Origin of the sequence: Novosphingobium beihaiense, from assembly GCF_022832375.1 — a bacterium.
In the GTDB taxonomy this organism is placed as follows: domain Bacteria; phylum Pseudomonadota; class Alphaproteobacteria; order Sphingomonadales; family Sphingomonadaceae; genus Novosphingobium; species Novosphingobium beihaiensis.
The window spans coordinates 222,828-245,294 of record NZ_JALHLG010000007.1 but is presented as its reverse complement, the minus strand read 5'-3'; the positions used below and the strand labels follow the sequence as shown (position 1 = coordinate 245,294).

General features: G+C 64.9%; 18 protein-coding genes. 5 read left to right on the top strand and 13 right to left on the bottom strand.

The window, feature by feature from the left end; genetic code table 11:
* The first annotated feature begins 8 nt into the window (after positions 1 to 8).
* Positions 9 to 683 carry a cytochrome b/b6 domain-containing protein gene (locus MTR66_RS08040; RefSeq protein WP_243919522.1) on the top strand — a complete coding sequence of 225 codons (675 nt, stop codon included), beginning with the start codon at positions 9 to 11 and terminating at the stop codon, positions 681 to 683.
* Positions 684 to 796: 113 nt separating this feature from the next.
* On the opposite strand, the gene MTR66_RS08035 is transcribed toward MTR66_RS08040, so the two are convergent.
* The 5 genes from MTR66_RS08035 to MTR66_RS08015 all read right to left on the bottom strand — a co-directional run bounded on the left by MTR66_RS08035 (position 797) and on the right by MTR66_RS08015 (position 9,086).
* Entirely contained in the window at positions 797 to 2,188 is a 1,392-nt protein-coding gene (locus MTR66_RS08035) for a uracil-xanthine permease family protein (RefSeq protein WP_243919520.1), read from the bottom strand.
* Between the two features lie 13 nt (positions 2,189 to 2,201).
* Positions 2,202 to 3,563 carry an 8-oxoguanine deaminase gene (locus MTR66_RS08030; protein WP_243919519.1) on the bottom strand — a complete coding sequence of 454 codons (1,362 nt, stop codon included), beginning with the start codon at positions 3,561 to 3,563 and terminating at the stop codon, positions 2,202 to 2,204.
* A gap of 130 nt (positions 3,564 to 3,693) precedes the next feature.
* Positions 3,694 to 4,806: a purine nucleoside permease gene (locus tag MTR66_RS08025; RefSeq protein ID WP_243919518.1), complete on the bottom strand. Its 1,113-nt coding sequence runs from the start codon at positions 4,804 to 4,806 to the stop codon at positions 3,694 to 3,696.
* A 95-nt stretch (positions 4,807 to 4,901) separates the two neighbouring features.
* Positions 4,902 to 7,361: a TonB-dependent siderophore receptor gene (locus MTR66_RS08020; RefSeq protein ID WP_243919517.1), complete on the bottom strand. Its 2,460-nt coding sequence runs from the start codon at positions 7,359 to 7,361 to the stop codon at positions 4,902 to 4,904.
* A gap of 156 nt (positions 7,362 to 7,517) precedes the next feature.
* Positions 7,518 to 9,086, bottom strand: a complete 1,569-nt coding sequence (locus tag MTR66_RS08015) for an adenosine deaminase family protein (RefSeq protein WP_243919516.1) — start codon at positions 9,084 to 9,086, stop codon at positions 7,518 to 7,520.
* A 245-nt stretch (positions 9,087 to 9,331) separates the two neighbouring features.
* Between MTR66_RS08015 and MTR66_RS08010 the strand changes: the two genes are divergently transcribed.
* The 4 genes from MTR66_RS08010 to MTR66_RS07995 all read left to right on the top strand — a co-directional run bounded on the left by MTR66_RS08010 (position 9,332) and on the right by MTR66_RS07995 (position 12,066).
* Positions 9,332 to 10,273, top strand: coding sequence for a LysR family transcriptional regulator (locus MTR66_RS08010; RefSeq protein ID WP_243919515.1), 942 nt, complete (start codon positions 9,332 to 9,334; stop codon positions 10,271 to 10,273).
* An 85-nt stretch (positions 10,274 to 10,358) separates the two neighbouring features.
* Positions 10,359 to 10,892: a phosphoribosyltransferase gene (locus MTR66_RS08005; RefSeq protein WP_243919507.1), complete on the top strand. Its 534-nt coding sequence runs from the start codon at positions 10,359 to 10,361 to the stop codon at positions 10,890 to 10,892.
* A 195-nt stretch (positions 10,893 to 11,087) separates the two neighbouring features.
* Positions 11,088 to 11,666: an LOG family protein gene (locus MTR66_RS08000; RefSeq protein ID WP_243919505.1), complete on the top strand. Its 579-nt coding sequence runs from the start codon at positions 11,088 to 11,090 to the stop codon at positions 11,664 to 11,666.
* 4 nt (positions 11,667 to 11,670) lie between these two features.
* Positions 11,671 to 12,066, top strand: coding sequence for a VOC family protein (locus tag MTR66_RS07995; protein WP_243919504.1), 396 nt, complete (start codon positions 11,671 to 11,673; stop codon positions 12,064 to 12,066).
* A gap of 166 nt (positions 12,067 to 12,232) precedes the next feature.
* On the opposite strand, the gene MTR66_RS07990 is transcribed toward MTR66_RS07995, so the two are convergent.
* The 8 genes from MTR66_RS07990 to MTR66_RS07955 all read right to left on the bottom strand — a co-directional run bounded on the left by MTR66_RS07990 (position 12,233) and on the right by MTR66_RS07955 (position 22,466).
* The gene (locus tag MTR66_RS07990; RefSeq protein WP_243919502.1) at positions 12,233 to 12,748 is read right to left on the bottom strand and encodes a DUF4269 domain-containing protein; all 516 of its coding nucleotides are present in this window, start codon (positions 12,746 to 12,748) and stop codon (positions 12,233 to 12,235) included.
* Positions 12,749 to 12,753: 5 nt separating this feature from the next.
* On the bottom strand, positions 12,754 to 13,872 hold the full coding sequence (locus MTR66_RS07985; protein ID WP_243919500.1) for a nucleoside hydrolase: 1,119 nt from the start codon (positions 13,870 to 13,872) through the stop codon (positions 12,754 to 12,756).
* Complete coding sequence (locus MTR66_RS07980; protein ID WP_243919671.1) at positions 13,872 to 14,888, bottom strand: adenosine deaminase; 1,017 nt, start codon at positions 14,886 to 14,888, stop codon at positions 13,872 to 13,874. Before MTR66_RS07980 ends, MTR66_RS07985 begins: the two co-directional genes overlap by 1 nt.
* Before the next feature lie 73 nt (positions 14,889 to 14,961).
* Positions 14,962 to 16,242, bottom strand: a complete 1,281-nt coding sequence (gene guaD / locus MTR66_RS07975; RefSeq protein WP_243919498.1) for a guanine deaminase — start codon at positions 16,240 to 16,242, stop codon at positions 14,962 to 14,964.
* A 151-nt stretch (positions 16,243 to 16,393) separates the two neighbouring features.
* The gene (gene xdhC, locus MTR66_RS07970; protein WP_243919496.1) at positions 16,394 to 17,311 is read right to left on the bottom strand and encodes a xanthine dehydrogenase accessory protein XdhC; all 918 of its coding nucleotides are present in this window, start codon (positions 17,309 to 17,311) and stop codon (positions 16,394 to 16,396) included.
* Positions 17,308 to 19,617 carry a xanthine dehydrogenase molybdopterin binding subunit gene (gene xdhB, locus MTR66_RS07965; RefSeq protein WP_243919494.1) on the bottom strand — a complete coding sequence of 770 codons (2,310 nt, stop codon included), beginning with the start codon at positions 19,615 to 19,617 and terminating at the stop codon, positions 17,308 to 17,310. Before xdhB ends, xdhC begins: the two co-directional genes overlap by 4 nt.
* Positions 19,618 to 19,740: 123 nt before the next feature.
* Positions 19,741 to 21,273, bottom strand: coding sequence for a xanthine dehydrogenase small subunit (xdhA, locus tag MTR66_RS07960; RefSeq protein WP_243919492.1), 1,533 nt, complete (start codon positions 21,271 to 21,273; stop codon positions 19,741 to 19,743).
* Positions 21,270 to 22,466 (bottom strand): urate hydroxylase PuuD, encoded by a 1,197-nt coding sequence (locus MTR66_RS07955; RefSeq protein WP_243919490.1) that lies wholly within the window; start codon positions 22,464 to 22,466, stop codon positions 21,270 to 21,272. Before MTR66_RS07955 ends, xdhA begins: the two co-directional genes overlap by 4 nt.
* Position 22,467: the final 1 nt, after the last annotated feature.

Here is a 22,467-nt window from a genome sequence, read left to right as displayed (position 1 = left end):
TCAAGGCCATGAGCGAAGCCCCGGCAACGACCCGCATCTGGGACCCCACGATCCGCCTGTTCCATTGGCTTCTGGTAGGCTTCGTGGGCTTTTCGTGGTGGACCGGCGAGCAGCATGACATGGAATGGCACCGCCTGTCCGGCTATGCCATTCTCGCGCTGCTGGTGTTCCGTCTGTTCTGGGGCTTCGCCGGGCCGCGCACTGCGCGTTTCGGCCAGTTCGTGAAAGGCCCCGCCGCCGTCGCCGCTTATGCGAAGACGCTCGGCAGCAAACAGGCCCACGCCGCCGACGGGCACAACCCGCTCGGCGGCTGGAGCACGCTGGCGCTGATCGGCGTGCTGCTGATGATGGTGGTGGCCGGGCTCTTCGCCATCGATGTCGATGGCTGGGACGGCGGACCGCTGTCGGACTACATCACTTTCGATCAGGGCCGGGCCTTCGCCGCCTTCCACGAGACGGTGTTCAACGTGATCCTCGCTCTGGTGGCGCTGCACATCGCTGCGATCGCATTCTACGCGGTGTGGAAACGCCAGCGGCTGGTGCCCGCGATGATCACCGGCAAACGCAAACTGGACGCGGGCGAAACCGCGCAGGAACTGCGCTGGTCTCCGGTACTGGCACTGGTTGGGATTGCGCTTGGCGTGGCCGTGGCCTGGGCCGCATCCACCGGCTTCCGGTTTTAACACCAATCCTCCCTGTCGCGAAGCGATGGGGAGGTGGCATTCACGTCAGTGAATGACGGAGGGGTTTCTCCCCCTCCCACCACCAGCTTCGCTGGCGGTCCCCCTCCCCGTCGTTACACTACAGGGAGGATTTTATTGGCGCACATCGCGGTCCGCCCCGGCACCAGCAAGTTCAACGTCACCGCCGTCACCGCCGCCGGAAGCACGCCCGAACCGAGCAGGATACGCAAAGTCTCCGGCAAATGCTGCAACGCCTCCGGCTCCAGTTGCAGGCCCAGTGCCAGCGACAGCGACACGCCGAAGATCAGCATGTTGCGCTGGGTCCAGTCCACGCCCGCCAGCATCGATGTCGCCGCCGAGGCGACCATGCCGAACATCACGATCACCCCGCCGCCCAGCACTTCGATGGGGATCGTGGTGATCACCGCGCCGACTTTGGGCAACAGCCCGCAAGCGATCAGGAACAGCGCGCCCAGCGTCACCACATGGCGGCTCATCACCCCGGTGATCGCGATCAGGCCCACGTTCTGGCTGAAGGTGGTGTTGGGCATGGCGCCGAACACCGCCGCAAACGCCGTGCCCACCCCATCGGCGCAGACCGCGCCCGAAAGCTCGCGGTCGGTGGCGCGGCGACCGGCATTGCCTTCGCAGATCGCATCGACATCGCCGATCGATTCAATCGAGGACACGAAGCCGGTGAGGCAAAAGCCCAAAATGGCCGAAGCCGACAGCGCAAAGCCGAAGTGAAACGGCGTGGGCAGCATTACCAGCCCGGCCGAGGCCACCGGCGCAAAGTCCACCCGTCCCATCGCCAATGCCACCAGATAGCCCGCGATCAGCCCCAGCAGCACGGCAGCGGTGGACCAGATGCCGCGCCCGAAGAAATTGAGCGCCAGCGTCGTCACCACCACCACGCCCGCCAGCAGCCAGGATTGCCAGGCGCCGAACGCGGGCGTGCCGATGGCCGGAACGCCGCCCGCCGCATATTGCACGCCGATGCGCATCAGCGAGAGACCGATCATCAGCACCACGAGGCCCGTGATCATCGGCGGCAGCGCAAAGCGGATCTTGCCGACGAAGAAACTCAGCCCCGCGTGCAGCAGCCCGCCGAACAAGGCAGCGGTGGTAAGCGCAGCCATCGCCTCCACGCCCTTGCCCGCAACGATCGGGATCATGATCGGAATGAAGGCAAAGCTCGTCCCCTGCACCAGCGGCAGCCGCGCGCCCACGGGGCCGAAGCCGATGGTCTGCAGCAACGTTGCCACCCCGGCGAAGAGCATCGCCATCTGGATCATGTAGATCATCTCGGTGGTATCGCCCGATCCATATCCGAAACCGGCCGCCCCTGCGACGATGATCGCCGGGGTCATGTTGCTGACGAACATCGCCAGCACATGCTGGATGCCCAGCGGAATGGCGGTGGCAAGGCCGGGGAAATAGTCCGGATCGCGCGCCTGTTCCGGCGTCATGCCGGGCGTGGCCGGGGCAGTGGCAGTAACGGTCATCCGCACCCTTTCCTCAGGCAAGGCTCATAAGCCGGTCGAGCGAACGCGAGGCTGCCGCCAGCACCGTTTCGCGCTTCACCGTCGCAAGATCGCCATTGCGCACCACGCCGCAGCCTTCCACTAAGACATCGCGCGCAGCCAGCGGCGGGGCCAGTATCAGCCCGGCCACTTTGTCCCACACGCCCAGCGAGGCTGCATCGCCCATGTCCCACACCGCGAAATCGGCGCGCTTGCCCACCTCCAGCGAACCGCAATCGGAGCGGCCCAGCACCTCGGCACCGCCGCGCGTTGCCAGCCACAGGGCCTCGCGCGGATCGAACCTGTCCGCGCCCAGTTGCACGCGTTGCAGCAGCAGCGACTGACGCGCCTCGTTCAGCAAGTGCCCGCTGTCGTTGGAAGCGGAGCCGTCCACCCCCAGCCCCACCAGCACGCCCGCGTCCCGCATCGCCCGCACCGGCGCGATGCCGGAGCCGAGGCGGCAGTTCGAACAGGGGCAATGCGCCACGCCGGTGCGGGTGCGGGCGAACAGGCCGATCTCGGCGGCATCGAGCTGGACGCAGTGGGCGTGCCACACGTCCGGCCCGGTCCAGCCCAGATCCTCGGCATATTGGCCGGGACGACAGCCGAACCGTTCGAGAGAGAAGGCCACATCGTCCGCATCCTCGGCCAGATGGGTATGCAGCATCACCCCTTTGTCACGGGCGAGCAGCGCGGACTGGCGCATCAGGTCCGGGCTCACCGAAAAGGGCGAGCACGGCGCCACGGCCACGCGCAGCATCGCGCCCTCGGCGGGATCGTGGAATGCATCGATCAGGCGGATCGTATCGGCGAGGATCGCCTCCTCATCCTCCACCACGCTGTCGGGCGGGAGGCCGCCCTGGCTCTCTCCTACGCTCATCGAACCGCGCGTTGCGTGGAAACGCAGGCCGATTTCCCGCGCGGCGTGGATCGAATCGTCGAGCCGCACGCCTTCGGGAAACAGGTAGTGATGGTCCGAACTCATCGTGCAGCCGGACAGCGCCAGTTCGGCAAGGCCCAGCTGCGTGGCGGCGAAGACATCCTCGGGCCGGTACTGCGCCCAGACCGGATAGAGCCGCTTGAGCCAGCCGAACAGCGAGGTGTTGATGGCGTCCGGCAGCGCGCGGGTCAGCGTCTGGAACAAGTGGTGGTGCGTGTTGACGAGGCCCGGTGTGATCACGCAGCCGCGCGCCTCGATCACCTCGTCTGCCTCATCGGCCAGCGGCGCCAGTTCCACGCTGGTCCCCACCGCCACGATCGCGCCGTTGCGAAAGGCCATGGCCCCGTCGGCGATCTCACGCCGGGCATCGTCCATCGTGACAAGGACATCGGCATGGCGGACGAGCGTGAGGGTCATGCTGTGGCAGGCTCAGTCAGCAACAAACCTCCGTTCGTGTCGAGCGAAGTCGAGACACGTTCGCGCGGCTCCTGCGTGTCTCGACTTCGCTCGACACGAACGGGAATGTTGAACACGATACGCGCCCTTATCAAGGCGTCGCGTCCTCGTACTTATCCCAGTGATCGAGCAGTTCGTCGACCACCACCGAACCTACCGTGTAGAGATTCTCCACCGCCGCGTTGAGCCCGGCATACCCCTCGTTCTCGCGCAGCAGATAAGTCGCGGCATCCACGCCCGGCGGCGGCATCGTGTAGTTGGAGCCCGCGCGCATCACCAGCACGCGGTCGCGGTCGGCCCGGCCGATATTGTCGAGATAGGTCAGCGAGGTGAGCACGCCGGTATCTTCCATCGCCGAAGTGACGAAATCGCCCTTGCCGCTGGTCCAGTAGCGGACCCAGGAATTGGCCCAGTCGGTCATCAGCCTGCCGTGCCAGAACGTCATCGCAGAAAGCTGTTCGCCTTCGAGCACGAACGGCGGCTCCTGCGCGGGCGGGGTATCGGTGAACCTGGCCCGCTCCTTGGCGATTTCTTTGGAATCGGGCAGTTCGATGCCGCTGGTCAGATCATAGGCCCACTTTTCCAGACTGGGGTTGATCTGGAACATCTCCCCGCCCGAAGGATCGGGCTTGCCGGACATATCGTTCGGCCCCTTGGTCTGGCGGGGAAAATAGCCGAAGCCCCAGTCGGCGGGAATCTCGCGCGGATCGATTTCATGCGCCAGATCGCCGTCGACCACATAGCGCGCCCAGGCGACCGAGCCGATCGAGGCATTCTCGGGGTCGATCCCGGCAATACCCGCCACCAGCCAGTAGGCTTTGGACAGATCGAAACGCGGATCGAGCCCCAGCGCCATCGTCGCGGCCGTGGAACGGGCGGTGCCGATACCGGTCACCATGCCCAGAACCTGCGTTTCGGGATTGTAATAGAGATCGTGGAAGCTCTGCGGGAACGGGATGCGCATGGTCAGCCCGCGCCGCGCTTTCCAGAGCTGGAATTCACCTGCCGTATCGCCCTCGTCCTTGCCGATCTCGAACAACGAGACGATCACCACCTTGACCGGCAGCGGCGTCGCGCAAGGCGCGCCCGGCTCGCAGGCGGAAATGTCCGGCGCGGCCGCCGTTTCGGCCGCGGCGGGCAGCGCTGTCATCGTCAGGGCCAGACACGCACCGGCCCAGGCAGCCATGCGGAGAAGGAAGGACATCAGGAACCTTTCCGGAAAATACGGTACGGGATGCGTGACTGTCACGTCCCGTGCAAAGCGGCCCGGTCCGCCGCAACGGACCGGGCCTGTTGGGATCAGAAGTTGTACGACAGCGTCGCCTGGAAGCTACGCGGCTTTTCAGGCAGCACGATCGTCGAACCGAACAGTTCGGTGAAGTTCGCGCGGTAGTACTTCTCGTTCGTCAGGTTCTTGACGACGAAACGCAGGTTCCACGGCCCTGTGGTGTACGATGCGCTGGCATCGAACAGGGTGTAGGCTGGCAGCGTCACGGCCCGCGACTGACCCGAATAGACCGAGTCCACCTTGACCATGCTGCCCGAGAAGGCGAGGCCATTGTCGAAGGCGTAGGTCGCGGTCAGCGAGTACAGGTTCGTCGGGATACCCTGACGGCGCGAGGCTTCCTTGTCCGGGATCGGGATCAGGCCGCCCGGCTGGCCGCCGAGGAACAGCGTCGGGTCGGTAACGTTGACGAGATCCTCGATGCCCAGGAAGCTGAAAGTGCTGCCCGCTTCGAGGAAGGTCAGGTTGTAGACCTTGGTGCGCGTGTAGCCGCCGGTGATGAGCAGGTGGTCGTCAACCGCCCAGCGCAGTTCGGCTTCGAGGCCCTTGGTCTCGACCGCCTGGTTCACCGTGCTCGACTGCGCGCTGTAGTCGGTACGCTTCTGCTTGTAGACCGAAATCGCGGCATAAAGGCTGTCATCCAGCCAGCTGCCCTTGATACCACCTTCGTAGAGCTTGGACGCGGTGATGAAAGTATCGCCCGCGATATTGTCCGGTGCAATCTCGGCCCCCTGGCCCGCGATGACCACCGACTGGCGGGCGATCGTCGCATAAGGAATCAGGCCGAAAGGCAGCTTGTAATTGGCACTGGCAGACCACGACCATGCGCCATCGGAACCCGACGCCCCCGGAATGTCGGGAGCGTTTTCCATCAGGCTGGGCACATAGTTCGAGACAGCCTTGATGTGATCGTAACGCGCACCCAGCGTGACATCGAGACCGAAGTTGAAATCGAGGTCAGCCAGGCCGGCAAAGGCAACGTCAGTGTAGTGGCCCTTGACGAAGCTGGTGTAATTGCAGTCGCACTCGGTCGCCAGCAGGCGGTCGCTGGCCGGGGTGTAGCCCTGCGTCAGATCGACACGGTGGAAGTATTCATACGTGAAGTCCTCACCGTGGCGGAAGTGCGTGTAGCGGATCGAGGGCGAGAGCTGGAACGCGAACTTGCCCGCGTTGTTCTCGAACGTCTTGGAAACGACGATCTTGTCCTCGAACACCCACGAATCGTGCATCTGCGAGAAGCCGTAAGCGTTCTCGTTGATGTTCTCGTAGCTATCGTAGAAGGCCTGGTTCTTGATTTCCAGATCGCCGGGGCCGGTCCAGATCAGGTCCGCATAAGCCGTGGTCGAGTTGTTGTCGAGACGGTCGTTCTTGCCCGTCAGCGTCTTACGGCGGCTCAGCTTGGTCGTGCCGGTGTTGACGAGATTGAGCAGGTTGTTGGGGCTGCTGGTGTAGCAGGCATCCGTGATCGAGGTGGGCGTTGCATCGCCGCCACAGGCAAAGCCACCGAAGATCGACAGACCGCCCGGAATCGCCGCATTGATTTCTTCGGGCGACATCTGCCCGTCACCATTCGTATCGAGCGACTGGGCGGTGCCGGTAATGTAAGTGCCGTTGTCAACGAGATCCTGTGTCAGGCGGTTCCAGCCGCCGTTCTGCTGGCCGCGGTAACGCTGGTACATGCCGCCGAATTCGAAGCGCAGATTCGGGGTGAGGTCGGTATCGAACGCAGCCTGCAGGATCGTCTGCTTGGTCGACATGTTGTCGTAGTAGCTGCCCGAATCCTCAATCTCAGCATAGAGGCTGTAGCCGAATTCCTGCGAACCGATGTTGCCCGGGCCGCGGATTTCCGCGCTCAGATCCGCTTTCGACCAACTGCCGCCGGTGAAGCTGATCTTGCCTTCAGGGTTTGCCATGAACGAGCCGCCCTGCGCGCGGGCTGACTTCGGCACGAAGTTCATGTAGCCGCCGGTCTTGGACGGACCATAGATCGGCGAGGCCGGGCCGCGCACGATGTCGATGCGCTCGGCAGCCGCGATCGGGGTGGGATAGTTGCCCGGGTTGTCCAGACGGCGCACGCCGCGGAAATAGACTTCGCCCGGCGTGCCGCGAATGTCGAGCGCGCCGCCAACGCCGAAGAACGAGTTGGTGAACGTGCCCGGCGACTGTGCGACGAGGTCATAAATATCGGTGATGCCGAAGCGTTCCATCTGCTCGGCGCTGATCGTCGAGGCCGAACGCGGGGTTTCGGTGATCGTCTTGTCGAAGCCGAAGACCGAACCCACGTCCTTGATCGGAAGTGCGTTCAGCGAACCGGTGACGACGATCTCGCCCGACGGTTCCTCTGCGGCTGCATCGCCGGCAAAGGCCGGCGTTGTCAGCGCAGTGCAGCAAAAGAGACTTGTGGCAATCGCGAGCAGCGGCTTGCGCCGTGCAGCAATGCCAAACGGTGTATCAACGGAATGGTGCTTGGCCATCGTGACTAACCCCCTGATGGCGGCGGATGCGGACCCTTTCCGCGCTTCCCGCCGCATATTGTTTGTGACCCACCTCTCCCGTTGCAATCGTTATTTTCTGCGGTGCATCAATATACGGAATTTCGAATTGGCGAAGTCGGTAAAGACGCGTGCCTCCTAGGATCCCTGTGGATGAGTGAAACGGCCGAGCGTGTGCTCGAACCGGTCGAAACGGCCTTCAAGATCGGCCTGAAGGCGGGCCTTTTCGCTCGATGCGAGGAAAGACTTGCAGCGCTTGCCGGTCAGTGAGGCGGCGCACGGCGCCACTGCGGTTCCCGGCTTGCCCGCGCGCCACAGGCTGGCGCCGGGCACGAAGGCATATTCGAGGCTCGCACGCGCCAAACCCTTGAGACCGGCATAGCCGAGCCCCTGCCCGGTGACGGCGCGGCGGTATTCGTTGGTCATGTCGGAACGCAGCACGCCTTCGTCATCGGTGGAAAGCACCACCGGCACACCCATGCTGCGGTAGAGCGCCAGCGGATGCTCGCCGCCCTGCACGCCCAGGATCACGGCATTGCTGGTGAGGTTCACTTCCACTGCGATCCCCTCGCGCGCCATGCGGGCCAGGGTTTCGGGCGCCTTGTCCTCATAAGCGATGGCGGTGCCGTGGCCGATCCGCCGTGCACCGGAATCGATGGCGCGGGCGATATGGTCCGCCATATCCTCGGGCGGGACCAGCCCCAGCGCAAGTTCGCCCGCGTGCATCGTCACTTTCACATCGGGATATTTCGCCTCAAGGAAGCGGAACATCGCCATGTGAAGGCGATAGTCGCGCAGCGCCACCGGATCGTCCTCCGGCATCACGATGTTCACGCCCACGAAGCGCGGATCACGATGCGCCATCGCGAAACTGGCCAGCAGCGTGCGAAAGACCATGCGCGGCGCGAAGCCCCGCAAGCCGTATGCCAGATAGTGCACGGCAACGCCGCAAGCCGGATCGGCCTGTGTGCTGCCGCATGACAGCCGCGCATTCGCCGCTGCCTCGATGCCATCGACCTGCCGGACAAAGCCATCGAGCATCGGCGCGAGTTCCGCGCTGTCCGCCTCGTAGAGCGCGGCAATCCCGCTCTCATCAATTGGCCCTGCCCCGGCACCGCCGGCAAATCCGGCGAGGCCCGGCGGATCGAGCATCAGTTCCAGATAGCTAACACCGTTGCGCTGCGCGCTTTGCCGCGCGAGTGCGAGCCAGCGCCCGTTCTCACCTGCGGACGCAGGGCCGAACCGGGCGAAACTGCGGAAAAACTGGGTATGGCCCGAAACCTCGTCCGCCCCCACCCCGCGCTGATAGCCACGCGTGGAGAGCGCATCGACCAGCCGGGCGAAAACGAAAGGCCGATCCGCCGCCAGCTTCGCAATCTTGAGATCGTCACCGCAGGGCCCCGGCACGATGCGGGTGATCCCGGCATCGGTGCACATGCCCTTTTGCGCGGCCGCTTCCAGGAAATCCTCGGCATAGACGCTGCCGCCCAGATGATTGTGCAAGTCCCCGCCCTTGGGCATCGCCTGCAGGAACATGCGCAGGCGCGCCGCATTGCCGGAAACCTCGTCCAGCATCGCGGAAGCCGCCGCTTCACTGGCGGCATCGGCGCGGGCGCTTGCCGGAGCGAGCCAAGCCGACGCCATCGCCACACCGGCCACAGCCAGCGCGCGAAGGCGTGCCCCCGAAGGGCGCTCGTTTCGACTCATCCACATTCGCCAAACCCTGCAATCGCGGCACGCACCCAGACCAGTCAGCAACCCGCAAAGGAACGCCCCCTCCGGTCATGCAGCCAGCCCGGCTCCGCATCCCGGGGAGAGATCGGAACGCGGATGCCGGGCCGGCCGCACTTTTCGGTGTTATGACAGGTCCTAGGCACTTGACTTGGTGCGAGCAAACGCAATGAATCCCACGCTGCGTTGCAAAAATTAGAGCAGGCTGGAAAGATACATCAATGCCCGCGTTTTCCCGTTTCCTTCGTTACTTCATGGCGGTTGGCCGGCAGGGCTCGATCCGCAAGGCGGCCGACGAACTGAATGTCTCCGCCTCCGCCATCGCGCGTCAGATCCTGAACGTCGAGGCGGAAATCGGCATGCCGCTGTTTGAACGCCTGCCCAGCGGCCTGAGGCTGACGGCTGCAGGCGAGATTATGATGGCGGCAGGCAGCCGCTGGAACAAGAACATGATCGACGTGCGCGCGCAGATCGAGGATTTGCGCGGCTTGAAGCGCGGCCATGTGGAAATGGCGATCATCGACGCACTGGCCAAAGGCCACATTCCTGCCGCGATCCAGTCGATCCAGAGCCGCTATCCCGGCATCACCGTAAGCGTGCGGGTGCTGGAAAACGATGCCGTGCGCAAAGCCGTGGCCAGCGGCGAGGTCGATTTCGGCATCCTGTTCGAACCGCAATCCTACCGCGACTTGTCCGTGCGCGCTTTCGTGGAAGTAGTGCTGGGCTTCGTGACCCGGCCCGGCCATCCCTTGGCCGAACAGTCCGAAACGCGCTTTTCCGCCTGTACCGGATCGCCGCTGATCGTGCCCGCTGAGCCGCTCGCCGTATGCCAGCAGATCGCTGTTCTGGAAGGCGCCACCGGCATGGAGATCGACCGCAAGGTCAGCTCCGACAATATCCAGATGATCACCTCTCTGGTGCTGGAGGGCAGCGGCATCGGCGTTCTGACATCGCTCGACGTGATCACCGAGGTGCAGGCGGGCCTGCTCTCGTTCACGCGCATCTCCGACGCGCTGCTGCGGCCGATGACGCTGGCGCTGTGCACCAACTCCGCGCGCACGCCGTCCTATGCGGCCGGGCTCGTGCTCGGCGAGATCGAAAACGGCTTCGCGCAGCTCAGCTATTCCGCCTCGATGAAGCGCGCCGAGGAAAACCGCGCGTAAATCGCAGCACCGCGATTGCGCAGGCGGTGCGAACGCAATAACTTTACCGGTTCTCCCTATATTCAGCGCACAGGATTCGCGACGTATGAGCCCGACCGCCGAGCCCGAACTTCACTACCTCGAATATTACGAGGATTTCCTCGCCAAGGTGCGCGTGCTGTCCCGCAAGGTGCGTGAAGACGGCTGGGTGCCGGATTTCGTGATCGGCATTGGCCGCGGCGGCCTGGCCCCGGGCGTCTATATCTCGCACCAGCTCGAACTGCCGATGCTTTCGATCGACCATTCCTCGAAAGTGCCCGGCTTTGCCGACGAGCTGCTGGCCAAAGTCGCCGGTATGAGCGCGGAGGGCAAACGCATGCTCTTCGTCGACGACATCAACGACAGCGGCGGCACGATCCAGTACTTGCGCGGCAAGTTCGCCGAAGCGGGCGGCGATGCGGCCAACATGCGCTTTGCCGTCGTCATCAACAACCGCAGCTCCAGCGCCGAAGTCGATTTCTGGGCCGACACGATCGACCGGACCGAAGACAAGCGCTGGTTCGTCTTCCCTTGGGAATCGGTGGGCACCAAGGACAGCATCGTCGAAGAGGCGAAGTCGGTTCCCGAACGCCTTTCCTGATTTCACGCTCGATTGATGGAAACGCATGCCTCTTCACCTCGTCATTGCGAGCCCGAAGGGCGAAGCAATCCAGGGCGGTCTGCGCCTGCACTGGATGGCTTCGTCAGCTTCGCTTCCTCGCAATGACGAAGGGGGAGCTGCGTTGTCATCACCCGGCTATGGTTTAATTCTGTAAACGAAAGAAGCTCCCCACTCATGCGCATTTGCGTCTACCTCGGCTCGTCTGCGGGCCGCAGCCCTGTCTATCGCGAAGCGGCCACGCAGTTCGGCACGCTTCTGGCCCAGCGCGGCATCGGCCTTGTCTATGGCGGCGGCGAAGTCGGCCTGATGGGCGTGATCGCCGACGCCGTGTGCGCGGCGGGCGGCGAAGTGATCGGCGTCATCCCCGAAGCCCTGCGCGCCCGCGAAAAGGACCACCACGGCATCACCGAGCTGCACGTCGTCAAGACCATGCACGAGCGCAAGGCAATGATGGCCAACCTGGCGGACGGTTTCGTCACTCTGCCCGGCGGCATCGGCACGTTCGAGGAAATGTTCGAGGCCTGGTGCTGGGCCCAGCTCGGCTATCACAAGAAGCCGGTGGGCCTGCTCAACGTCGGTGATTTCTACGACGGCCTCACCCAGTTCATCGACAAGATCGTGGAGGAAGGCTTCCTGCAGGAACGCCACCGCGCAATGCTGATGATCGAGCGCGAGCCCGAAGCCCTGCTCGACCGGATGATGCACTATATGGCGCCGGAAACCGAGCACTGGCTGGGCGCGAAGGATCTCTGACCGCATGTCCCAGCGCCTTGGCCTGACGGCACTGGTCGTCGCCGACTACGATGAGGCCATTGCGTTTTACGTCGGCAAGCTGGGGTTCGAGCTGCGCGAGGACACCCAGCTTACCCCGGAAAAGCGCTGGGTCGTGGTTGCACCAAAGGGCGGGGCCAGCGCGCTGCTGCTGGCCAGAGCCGCCAACGACCGGCAACGCGCGGCCATCGGCGAACAGAGCGGCGGGCGCGTGTTCCTGTTTCTGGAAACCGACGATTTCGCCCGCGACTATGCCGCCTATACCGAACGCGGCGTGCGTTTCGTGCGCGAACCGGTGAAAGAGAATTACGGAACCGTGGCTGTGTTCGAAGACCTCTATGGGAACTTGTGGGATCTGATCGAACCCGCTGCGGCAAGGTAACTCACAAACCCTATGGCCAAATCCTCCCTGTTCCGCTTGCGGAATGGGGAGGTGGCATTCACGAAGTGAATGACGGAGGGGTTTCTTCCCCCTCCACCACCCGCTGTGCGGGCGGTCCCCCTCCCCATCGCTTCGCGACAGGGAGGAGCAGGAAAGGCCGCACAGCCTACTTCATCCGCTCCGGCAACACCGCTCTCAGAGCCTGATCATCAAGCTTCGACAGTTCCAGCAGGGCCTCGTAAGCATCCCCTTCAAGCCCCAGCACTTGGGCGAAAGCAGGCTCCGTCTTCATCCCTGCCATACGCGCTGCCATCACCGCCTCGCGCAAGGCATCTCCGCCCAGAGCCAGCAGGCGCCGCTCGACCTCGAAATGCCGCCAGCCGTGCTGTTTCGAAACCGGGATGGCCTGCCCGAAAATCTCGAAGGGGATGTGGTGGAGCACAAATCCGGCGACCACGGGCCGATCTTCATAGGTCCACTGATAGATCGCAAATTCCGGATAGTCCGCACAGGCATCCCATACCGCCTGTGCGAAACGGTGCGAGTCCGGGGCGTGGCACAGCAAGTCGATATCGCTGCCGGGCACATCGATACCGAGCGGGAAGGTACCGGCCACGCGGACATCGAAAGCGGCAAGCCTTGCCAGCAAGGCCATTCGGTCCAGCACCTCCCGCCAATTCACCGCGCCTAATCTCCCCGTTTGACGCCCTCTGCGAGAGCCTTCACCATCACCGCTTCCAGCCGTTTCGGATCGATGGCCCGCACTACGTGGGCTTTCTGTTCGCCAAGGCCGGGCTGATAGTGTTCGCGCCAGCTCAGCGTGTCGCCATAGCCGGGGCCGAACTGGGTGTTGTAATCGACATAAAGGTCTTCCGCCCCGGTGACGATGCGGGGATCGAGCACATAGCCCGCAGCGATCTCATCCCACAGCGGGAAGCCGGGCTCCATCGTCGCGATGAACTTACCGATATCGGGCGTCGCGGCCTTCTCCAGCCGTTTCAGCAGGTCCAGGGTAAGCTGGGTGGCGGTGGAGGGATCGGCGGGGATCACCACCAGCTTCGGCCAGGGGCTGCGCGAGACGATGCTCGCGGCTTCGGGATCGAAACGCGCATTGAATTCCCGGCGGGGCGAATTGGCATATTCGCGCGCGAATTCGGCGGCCGATACATTGTTCAGAACCTGATGCGGATTGAAGCTGCCGCCCATGTAGACCAGTTCCCCCACCAGCGAGGCGAACTGCGGGTCCAGCCGCTGCGCCAGCGCCAGATTGGTCAGCGGGCCGCAGGCGACAATGGTGATCTGCCCGGGATACTGGTGAACCATGCGGATCAGGAAGTTGGCGGCGATCTCAGGCGAGGCTTTGATCTTGGGATTGCCCTGCGGCAGATCAACGGGATCGTTCGGCCCGTAATAGACCGGATCGCTCTGGACCGTAGGCTCCACCCACGTCTTCATCCACGCGCCTTTCCACGTGAGCTTGCCGTAGAGCGCTTCCCAGCGCTCGGTCAGCGCTTCGGAATTAAGCAGCGGATAAGTGGCGCCCTGCACCACCGGCACGTCGGGCCGGTGCGCGATTTCCACGCCGCGCAGCGCCATGGCGGTTGCCCGGTTGGCCCATGTATTGCCCGAAACGCTGGTGATGCCGATCACATCGATCCTGTCGCTCTCCAGCAGCATCAGGTGCACGAGGGCGAAGCCCTCGTCATCGATGATGACCTTGCGCTTCGCCGCCTCGGCATGGGCCGGGCCGCACGAAAGCACCGCCGCGAGCCACAGCGCGGCAAACAATCCGATAATCTTGTGCATTATGCGTGCGCCGCCACGTAAGTTTCGATCTTCTCAAGGTGCGTCGCGATCGCATCGGGCGGCAGGAACGAGCCGGTGAAGCTGTTGCGGGCAAGCTGGACGATCTCTTCGCGATCGAGCCCGCGCGCCTTGGCCACCGCCTTGAAATTGTCGCCGATATAACCGCCGAAATAGGCCGGATCGTCCGAATTGACCGTGGCCTTGAGGCCCAGCGCCAGCATCCGGTCGATCGGATGATTGGCCAGATCGTCGACAACGCAGAGCTTGAGATTGGAGAGCGGGCAGACCGTCAGCGTCATGCCCATCTCCGCCAGCCGGTCGACCAGCACCGGGGCTTCCAGCGCGCGGTTGCCGTGGTCGATCCGGTCCACATGCAGCACGTCGAGCGCCTGATAGACATATTCGGGCGGCCCTTCCTCACCCGCGTGGGCGGTGAGTTTCAGCCCCTTGGCGCGCGCGGCTTCGAAGACTTGCGCGAACTTCACCGGGGGATGGCCGACTTCGGAACTGTCGAGCCCCACCGCCTCGATCCGGTCCAGCCAGGGCTCGGCCATGGCCAACACTTCGAACGCGGCCTCTTCAGGCAAGTGGCGCAGGAACGAGAGGATCAGCTTGCTGGTCATGCCGTGCTTCGCCTCGGCCTCGGCCATGGCCGAGAGCAGGCCTTCGATCACTTCGGCGAAGGCAATGCCGCGATCGGTGTGGGTCTGCGGATCGAACATGATCTCGGCATGGACCACCCCGTCCGCCGCCGCGCGTGCGAAATAGGCGGCTGCGAGATCGTGGAAGTCCTGCCGGGTGCGCAGCACGTTCGCGCCTGCATAGTAGATGTCGAGGAAATCCTGCAGGTTCGAAAAGGCATAGGCCGCGCGGACTTCCTCCACCGAAGCGAAGGGAATTTCCACGCCGTTGCGCCCGGCCAGCTCGAACATCAGTTCGGGCTCCAGGCTGCCTTCAATGTGCAGGTGCAGTTCGGCCTTGGGCAGGCCCGTGATGAAAGTGTCGAGATCGGTCATGCTTGTGCTTTCGGCGACATATTTGGGCTTCACCTGTTCCTTCGCCATTGCGAGCAAAGGGCGAAGCTGGAAATCACGGTCTTTGCCAGGCGCATTGGCCCAGCACATAGGTTCGTGCAACAGCGCGGTCGTCGCCGAGGATCTGCAGTGCGAAAAGACGTTCCGCAAGGTCCGCCCCTCGCGTGCGTCGGGCTAGCAGGGGCGTAGCGGCGCAGTCGAGCACGGCGAAGTCCGCCTCTTGCCCCACTTCCAGCGCGCCCACTCTATCCCCGATGTGCAGCAGCACGGCGCTGCCCGCCGTCGCCAGCCAGAGCGCGCGGAAAGGATCGAGCCGCTCCTCGCGCGCCAGTGCCGCCTGATAGGCAAGCCCGGCGGTGTAGAGCATCGAGAACGACGTCCCCGCGCCCACGTCGGTGCCCAGCCCCAGCCGCAGCCCGTGCCGGTCCGCCTGCCCGAAGTTGAAAAAGCCGGAGCCGAGGAACAGGTTCGAACTCGGACACACCGCGATCCCCGCCCCGCTCTCGTGCAGCCGCGAGCAGGCACGGTCCGAAAGGTGGATGCCATGGGCGAAGACCGAACGCGGCGTGACCAGGCCGAAGCGGTCATAAGCATCGAGATAGTCCGCCGCTTCGGGAAAGCGCGCTGCCACCGCCGCGCATTCGTGCACGTTCTCGGCAAGGTGCGTGTGCATCAGCACGTCGGGATGTTCGGCCAGCAAGGCGCCCGCATCGGCAAGCTGCGCATCGCTGGAGGCCAGCGCGAAACGCGGCGTCACTGCATAGCCCAGCCGCCCGCGCCCCCGCCAGCGGCGGATCAGCGCTTCGGTTTCCGCGCGGCCCGAGGCGACGGTGTCCTGCAGCCCCTCCGGCCCGAGATCCATCAGCACTTTGCCCGAGACAATCCGCATCCGCCGCGCCAGCGCGGCCTCGAACAGCGCATCGACCGACTGTTCATGCACGGTGGGATAGACCAGCGCGCTGGTGGTGCCGTTGCGCAGCAATTCATCGAGGAAGAAGGCCGCGACGGCATCGGCGTGCGCCTTGTCCGCGAAGGCTTTTTCCGCCGGGAAGATGTGCCGGTCGAGCCAGTCGAGCAATTGCTCGCCGTGCGAGGCGATACGGTCGGTCTGCGGGTAGTGGACGTGCGCGTCCACGAAGCCGGGCACGACGAGGCCGGGCAGGATTTCGACCGGGACGTTCGGATAGTGCTCCACCAGATCGGCATAGGCGCCGCGTGCGATAATCACGCCGTCCTCGACCACGAGCAGACCGTCCGCCTCGTGGCGCACGGCATCGGGGGCGTCGCGGGGGTCTTCGGCGACAGACAGCAGTTCGGCGCGAAAGGCGCGGATCATGCCCAATCCTCCCTGTCGCGAAGCGATGGGGAGGGGAACCGCCCGCGCAGCGGGTGGTGGAGGGGGCTCAAAACCCCTCCGTCATTCGCTGCGCGAATGCCACCTCCCCATTCCCTTCGGGAACAGGGAGGATTGATTTGGGCGGAGACCATCATTGCCCTCTCAATTGCAGCAGTTGCGCCAGCACGGCGATGGCGATCACGTCGGGCTCCTTGCCGCGCACGCCCGGCACCCCAATCGGTGTGGTGAGACGCGAAAGCGCGTCTTCGGAAATCCCGTCCGCCTTCAGGCGCGACTTGAACCGCGCGATCTTGGTGGACGAACCGATCAGCCCCACGAACGCCAGCGGATCGCGCCCGAGCGCGGCCAGCGTCAGGTGATAGTCCAGCGGGTGATCATGCGTCAGGATCACCACCGCCGCATCGGCGGGGGCTTCCTCTATGCAGTGGGCGATGTCCTCCTCTCGCACCACGGTCACGCCGTCGATGGCCTCCAGTTCGGGCCGCGTATCGAACCAGGCGAGTTGCAGCGGCAGGCCGGTCATATGCCGGGCAATCGCCTGCCCGACATGGCCCGCGCCGAACAGATAGACCGGACGCGGACGCTCGCCCACCGGCTCGACCATACGCGTGCCCACGCCCGGGCGCTCGCCGCGCGCGGACTGGCGGGTGGCCGTCTCGCGCTCGAAGACACGGCGCGTGACACCGCCTTCCTCCAGCACGGTTTCCAGCATCCGGCCCAGCTCTGCATCGTGCAACCAGTCGAGCGCGGCCGGGTCCACATGCTCCACCAGAATGCGCACGCGCCCGCCGCAGCACTGGCCCAGCATAGGGCCCAGCGGATAGTCCTGCACGCGCCATGTGCCCCGGGGATGATCGAGGATCGCGCGCGACTGCTCCACCGCGCGGAATTCGAGCTGGCCGCCGCCGATAGTGCCCTGCTGCCCCTCCGCCGTGACCAGCATCCGCGTGCCTGCCCCGCGCGGCGCGGAGCCTTCGGCCGCCAGCACCGAGACGAGCGCGCACGGCTCCTGCGGCAGCCGCCGCAGCCATCCGACCCACTGCGTCATGACGCTTTATGCCCGGCAATGGCCTTCAGGATGCGCTCGGGCGTCGCCGGGGCATCGAGCGGCGGCAAATCGCGCTTGCCCGGCGCGGTGGCGGCAATCGCGCGGTTCAGCGCCGAGAACACCGAAATCGCCAGCATGAACGGCGGCTCGCCCACCGCCTTGGAGCGGTTGATCGTGGGCTCCACGTTCTCCCCGTCCCACAAAGTGACGGTGAAATGCTTCGCGCGGTCGGACGCGGTGGGGATCTTGTAGGTCGCGGGGCTGTGGGTGAGCAGACGGCCCTTGTCATCCCACACCAGTTCCTCGGTGGTCAGCCAGCCCTGCCCCTGTACGAAGCCACCCTCAATCTGGCCCACGTCGATCACCGGGTTCAGCGAGCGGCCGACATCGTGGAGAATGTCCACTGCCAGCACCTTGTGCTCCCCGGTGAGCGTATCCACGGCCACTTCGCTCACCGCCGCACCATAGGCGAAGTAGTAGAACGGGCGGCCCTTGTGGGCGGCGCGGTCGTATTCGATGTCCGGCGTGGCGTAGAAGCCGGTGGAGGACATCGCCACGCGCCCGATATAGGCCTTGTGCGTCACATCGGCGAAGCTGAGCGTCTCCCCGCCCGCCAGCACGCCGCCGGGGGTAAAATGCACGTCCGCCTCATCGCAGCCATATGTGCGGGCGAGGAAATTGGTCAGCCTCTCACGGATCGCAGTGGCTGCGTTGTAGGCCGCCATGCCGTTGAGGTCCGCGCCCGAACTGGCCGCCGTGGCGGAGGTGTTAGGCACTTTATCCGTGCGCGTGGCGGTGATGCGTACCTGGGCGATGGGCACGCCGAAAACGTCCGCCACGACTTGGGCTACTTTCACATAGACGCCTTGCCCCATCTCGGTGCCGCCGTGATTGATCTGGATCGAGCCGTCGGCATAGACATGCACCAGCGCGCCTGCCTGATTGAGATGCGTGGTGGTGAAGCTGATGCCGAACTTCACCGGGGTGAGCGCAATGCCCTTCTTGATCACCGGGCTCCTGGCATTGAACGCCTCGATGGCGCGCGCGCGGTCATCGTAGCGGGCGGTTTCGCACAGGCGGGCGATCATCTGCGGCGCGATATTGTCCGCCACGGTCATCCCGTACTGCGTTTCCTCGCGCCCCGGGCCGTAGAGATTGGCGAGGCGCACTTCGAGCGGGTCCTTGCCCAGCCGCGCGGCGACGTGATCGGCGATCCGCTCGATCGCCAGCATCCCCTGCGGGCCGCCGAAGCCTCGGAAGGCGGTGGCGGAAACGATATTGGTCTTCAGCCGTTCGGAGACGATCTCGACGTCGGCGAGGTAATAGCAGTTGTCCGCATGGAACATCGCCCGGTCATTGATCGCGGGCGACAGGTCCACCGTCGCGCCGCAGTTCGACGAGAGGAACAGCGACAGTCCCAGCAGATGTCCCTCGTCATCGAAGCCCACATCGTAGGAGACTTCGAAGGGATGGCGTTTGCCGGTCATCACCATGTCGTCGTCCCGATCGCAGCGGAACTTGGCGGGGCGGCCGGTCCTGTCCGCCACCAGCGCGGCGGCGGCGGCGAACAGCGCGGCCTGCGTTTCCTTGCCGCCGAACGCCCCGCCCATGCGGCGCACTTCAACCGTCACATCGGCGGAGGAACGGCCGAGCATATGCGCGACGAGGTGCTGCACTTCGCTGGGGTGCTGGGTGGAACTGAGGACATGGACCTGCCCGTCCTCTCCGGGCGTGGCCACGGCCACCTGCCCTTCCAGATAGAAGTGATCCTGCCCGCCCATTTCGAAGCGGCCCGAAAGGCGATGTGGGCTGGCCTCCAGCGCCTTGGCCGCATCGCCGCGCGCCATACGCTGGGTCGGCTCGATCAGCGACTGTTCGCGGCGGGCCTCCGCCATGGTGGTCAGGGCCGGCAGTGGTTCGTATTCGACTTTGCCCAGCCGGGCCGCCTTGCGCGCGGCGCGCTGGCTGGTCGCGGCGACGAGGAATACCGGCTGGCCATGGCTGGTGACTTCGCCATCCGCCAGCAGCCGGTCATCGCCCGCGAAAGGGCTGACATCGTTGCTGCCGGGAATATCGGCGGCCGTAAACACGGCCACCACGCCTTCGGCCGCCAGCACCTGCGACAAATCGAGCGAAACGACTTTCGCATGAGCCTCACTGCTCTGCCCGAACGCGAGGTGGAGCATGTTCCCCGGCTCGGCCAGATCGTCTGCATAGCGCGCCTCGCCCGTGACGTGCAGCGGCGCGCTGTCGTGCGGGTGAGAGGGCTTTTCCAGCGCCTTCCAGGCGGGATCGCGTTCAGCCATGGGGAACGCTCCCGTCCTTCGTCATTGCGAGGCCCGCAAGGCCGCGGCAATCCAGAGCGCAGTGGCACCGCCCTGGATTGCTTCGCTCCGCTCGCAATGACGAGCTTTGAAGAATGAGGGCGTTCATATCCCGGCCTCCATCTCCAGCACGGAAATGACAGTGCCCTGCTCGCGCAGCCAGAGGCGGCGCAGCAGGTTGGCGGCGGCTTCGAGGCGATAGGCGGAGGAACCGCGCACATCGCTCAGCGGCTGGAAATCGGCCTTGAGGGCGTCGGCGGCGGCCTCGATGGCCGCTTCGCTGAAAGGCTGGCCCAGCAGCGCGGCCTCGCAACCGGCCGCGCGTCTGGACGTGGCCGCCATACCGCCGAACGCCACGCGGGCGCTGGTGATCGTGCCCTGCTTCACCGTCAGGTTGAAAGCCCCGCAGACCGCCGAGATATCGCTGTCGAACCGGCGCGAGAGTTTGGCGATGTGGATCACCGCGTCCGGGCCGGGGCGCGGGATGCGGATCGATTCCACGAATTCGCCGGACTGGCGGTCCTGCTTGCCGTAGTCGAGGAAATAGGCCTCCAGCGGCATCGTGCGCCGTCCCCGGGCGCTGCGCAGCGTCAGTTCGGCCCCCAGCGCGATCAGCGCGGGCGGGCCGTCACCAATGGGCGATCCATTGGCCACATTGCCGCCCACTGTCCCGGCATTGCGCACTTGCAAACCGCCGATGCGGCGCACCAGCTCGCCCAGATCGGGATGGAGCCGCTCGAAATAGGGATGGGCATCGGCATAGCGCACGCCCGCGCCGATGGTCAGCGCCGCGTCCGTCTCCGCAATGGTGCAGAGGTCCGCCACATCGCCGAGGAAGATCACGGTATCGAGCGTCTTGAGCCCCTTCGTCACCCACAGGGCGACATCGGTGGCGCCCGCCACCATACGGGCATCGGGATAGTCGGCCAGCAGCGTGGCCACTTCCTCGCTCGTCCTGGGCGCGAACCAGCGGCGGCCCTGCCATTCGCCGGACGCGCTTTCGCCCGCGATTTCGGTAAGTTGCGCAGCCAGAGCGGCGTCGTCGCGCGGCAGGCTGTCCACCGCCTCGCCCGCTGCCAGGATCGGGCCATAGCCGGTGCAGCGGCACAAGTTGCCTGCCAGCACATCGGCCACTGCCATGTCCGCCCCGCTCGCCCCGATCGCGCGGCCGTAGAGCGACATCACGAAACCCGGCGTGCAGAACCCGCACTGGGAGGAGCCGTTTTCGGCCATGGCGGACTGGAGGGGATTAAGAGATTTCGCACAGGACCCGCTCGTCCTGAGCTTGTCGAAGGACGCTGGCGCTGCGCTGGACTCCACACCCTTCGACAGGCTCAGGGTGAGCGGGTCTTGGCCCAACTGCTCTGAGCTTGCCTCCTTCAGACTCTCCACCGTCAGCAGGGCCTTGCCGTGCAGCATCGGCAGGAACTGGATGCACGAATTGACCGCGCGCCATTGCACTGCCTCCCCCTCCAGAGAGCCCACCAATACCGTGCAGGCGCCGCAGTCGCCCTCGGCGCAGCCTTCCTTGGTGCCGGTGCGGCCCATCCGGTAGCGCAGATGATCGAGCACGGTCGCGGTCGGATCGGCCCCGGCCAGCTCTATCATCTCGCCATCGAGTATGAAGCGCACGCTCATTTGGGCGCTCCTTGTGCTATCCATGCGCCCAGCTCTTGCCGTTCGCCGTCGGTCATGCCGGTGAGGTTGCCCAGCGGCATGACATCCGAATCCACGGCCACGCGCTTGATACGGTCCGTAACGGCGTGGACATGGTCGTAGCTATCCAGCGCGACGCCGAGCGGCGGTGCCGGAAACGCGGGGTTCGTCGGATGTTCACTGTGGCAGGATTGGCAGCGTTTGGCAAAGATCGGCGCGACATTCGCATACGTCAGCCCGGGGCTGGCCGCCGCCGGGGCAGCCCCGGCCTTCTCGAACGAAACGTAAGTGACGCTCACCAGCGCCAGCGCCACGGCCAGAGCAATCGCCGGGCCGGTCTTCGCGCCGATGTGGCGCAAGTTGAAGACATGGCGCACCGCCACCCCGGTCAGCCCCAGCAGCGCCAGCACCAGCCAGGGGCGCTCGGCGCCATACGTCATCGGATAGTGGTGGCTGATCATGATGAACAGCACCGGCAGCGTCATGTAATTGTTGTGGAGCGAGCGCTGCTTGGCCTCCAGCCCCAGCTTCGGATCGGGCTGCTCCCCGGCCTTGAGCGCGGCCACGACCTTGCGCTGGTTGGGAATGATCACGAAGAAGACATTGCCCACCATCGCGGTGCCGACGATCGCGCCGATGTGGAGATAGGCCCCGCGCGCATTGAAGATCGCGTTGAGGAATATCGCCATGCCGAGCAGAAAAGCGAACCATACCACGCCCAGTACGCGATTGTCGCGCCCCAGCGGCGACTTGCAGGCGAGGTGATAGAACAGCCAGCCAGCAATTAGCGCGCTCATGCCGATGATCGTGGCATCTTCGCCGGAAAGAGCGGCCTTCGCCGGATCGACAAGGAAGTTCCGGGCGCCGACATAATAGACCAGCACCAGCAGCGAAAACCCGCTCAGCCAGGTGAAATAGGATTCCCATTTCGTCCAGTGCAGCACTTCGGGCAGCGCCTCGGGGGCGGTCTGATACTTCTGCGAATGGTAGAAACCGCCGCCGTGGACGGCCCAGTCCTCACCGGTCACGCCTTCGGGCGCGGTGCCGGGCCGGGGCTTCTTCAGCCGCAGGTCGAGCCCGATGAAGTGGAAAGACCCGCCGATCCACGCGACAGCAGCCGTCACATGCAGCCAGCGGATCGCAAGGTTCAGCCATTCGGTAAGATCGAAATGCAAA

Excerpts from the sequence above, each read along its gene's own strand:
- xdhB (WP_243919494.1), bottom strand. The coding sequence starts at position 19,617 with ATGGCTGAACGCGATCCCGCCTGGAAGGCGCTGGAAAAGCCCTCTCAC.
- guaD (WP_243919498.1), bottom strand. The coding sequence starts at position 16,242 with ATGATCCGCGCCTTTCGCGCCGAACTGCTGTCTGTCGCCGAAGACCCC.
- MTR66_RS07985 (WP_243919500.1), bottom strand. The coding sequence starts at position 13,872 with ATGCACAAGATTATCGGATTGTTTGCCGCGCTGTGGCTCGCGGCGGTG.
- MTR66_RS08020 (WP_243919517.1), bottom strand. The coding sequence starts at position 7,361 with ATGGCCAAGCACCATTCCGTTGATACACCGTTTGGCATTGCTGCACGG.
- MTR66_RS07995 (WP_243919504.1), top strand. The coding sequence starts at position 11,671 with ATGTCCCAGCGCCTTGGCCTGACGGCACTGGTCGTCGCCGACTACGAT.
- MTR66_RS08030 (WP_243919519.1), bottom strand. The coding sequence starts at position 3,563 with ATGACCCTCACGCTCGTCCGCCATGCCGATGTCCTTGTCACGATGGAC.
- MTR66_RS08015 (WP_243919516.1), bottom strand. The coding sequence starts at position 9,086 with ATGAGTCGAAACGAGCGCCCTTCGGGGGCACGCCTTCGCGCGCTGGCT.
- MTR66_RS08005 (WP_243919507.1), top strand. The coding sequence starts at position 10,359 with ATGAGCCCGACCGCCGAGCCCGAACTTCACTACCTCGAATATTACGAG.
- xdhA (WP_243919492.1), bottom strand. The coding sequence starts at position 21,273 with ATGAGCGTGCGCTTCATACTCGATGGCGAGATGATAGAGCTGGCCGGG.
- MTR66_RS08010 (WP_243919515.1), top strand. The coding sequence starts at position 9,332 with ATGCCCGCGTTTTCCCGTTTCCTTCGTTACTTCATGGCGGTTGGCCGG.
- xdhC (WP_243919496.1), bottom strand. The coding sequence starts at position 17,311 with ATGACGCAGTGGGTCGGATGGCTGCGGCGGCTGCCGCAGGAGCCGTGC.
- MTR66_RS08000 (WP_243919505.1), top strand. The coding sequence starts at position 11,088 with ATGCGCATTTGCGTCTACCTCGGCTCGTCTGCGGGCCGCAGCCCTGTC.
- MTR66_RS08035 (WP_243919520.1), bottom strand. The coding sequence starts at position 2,188 with ATGACCGTTACTGCCACTGCCCCGGCCACGCCCGGCATGACGCCGGAA.
- MTR66_RS07980 (WP_243919671.1), bottom strand. The coding sequence starts at position 14,888 with ATGACCGATCTCGACACTTTCATCACGGGCCTGCCCAAGGCCGAACTG.
- MTR66_RS08040 (WP_243919522.1), top strand. The coding sequence starts at position 9 with ATGAGCGAAGCCCCGGCAACGACCCGCATCTGGGACCCCACGATCCGC.
- MTR66_RS08025 (WP_243919518.1), bottom strand. The coding sequence starts at position 4,806 with ATGTCCTTCCTTCTCCGCATGGCTGCCTGGGCCGGTGCGTGTCTGGCC.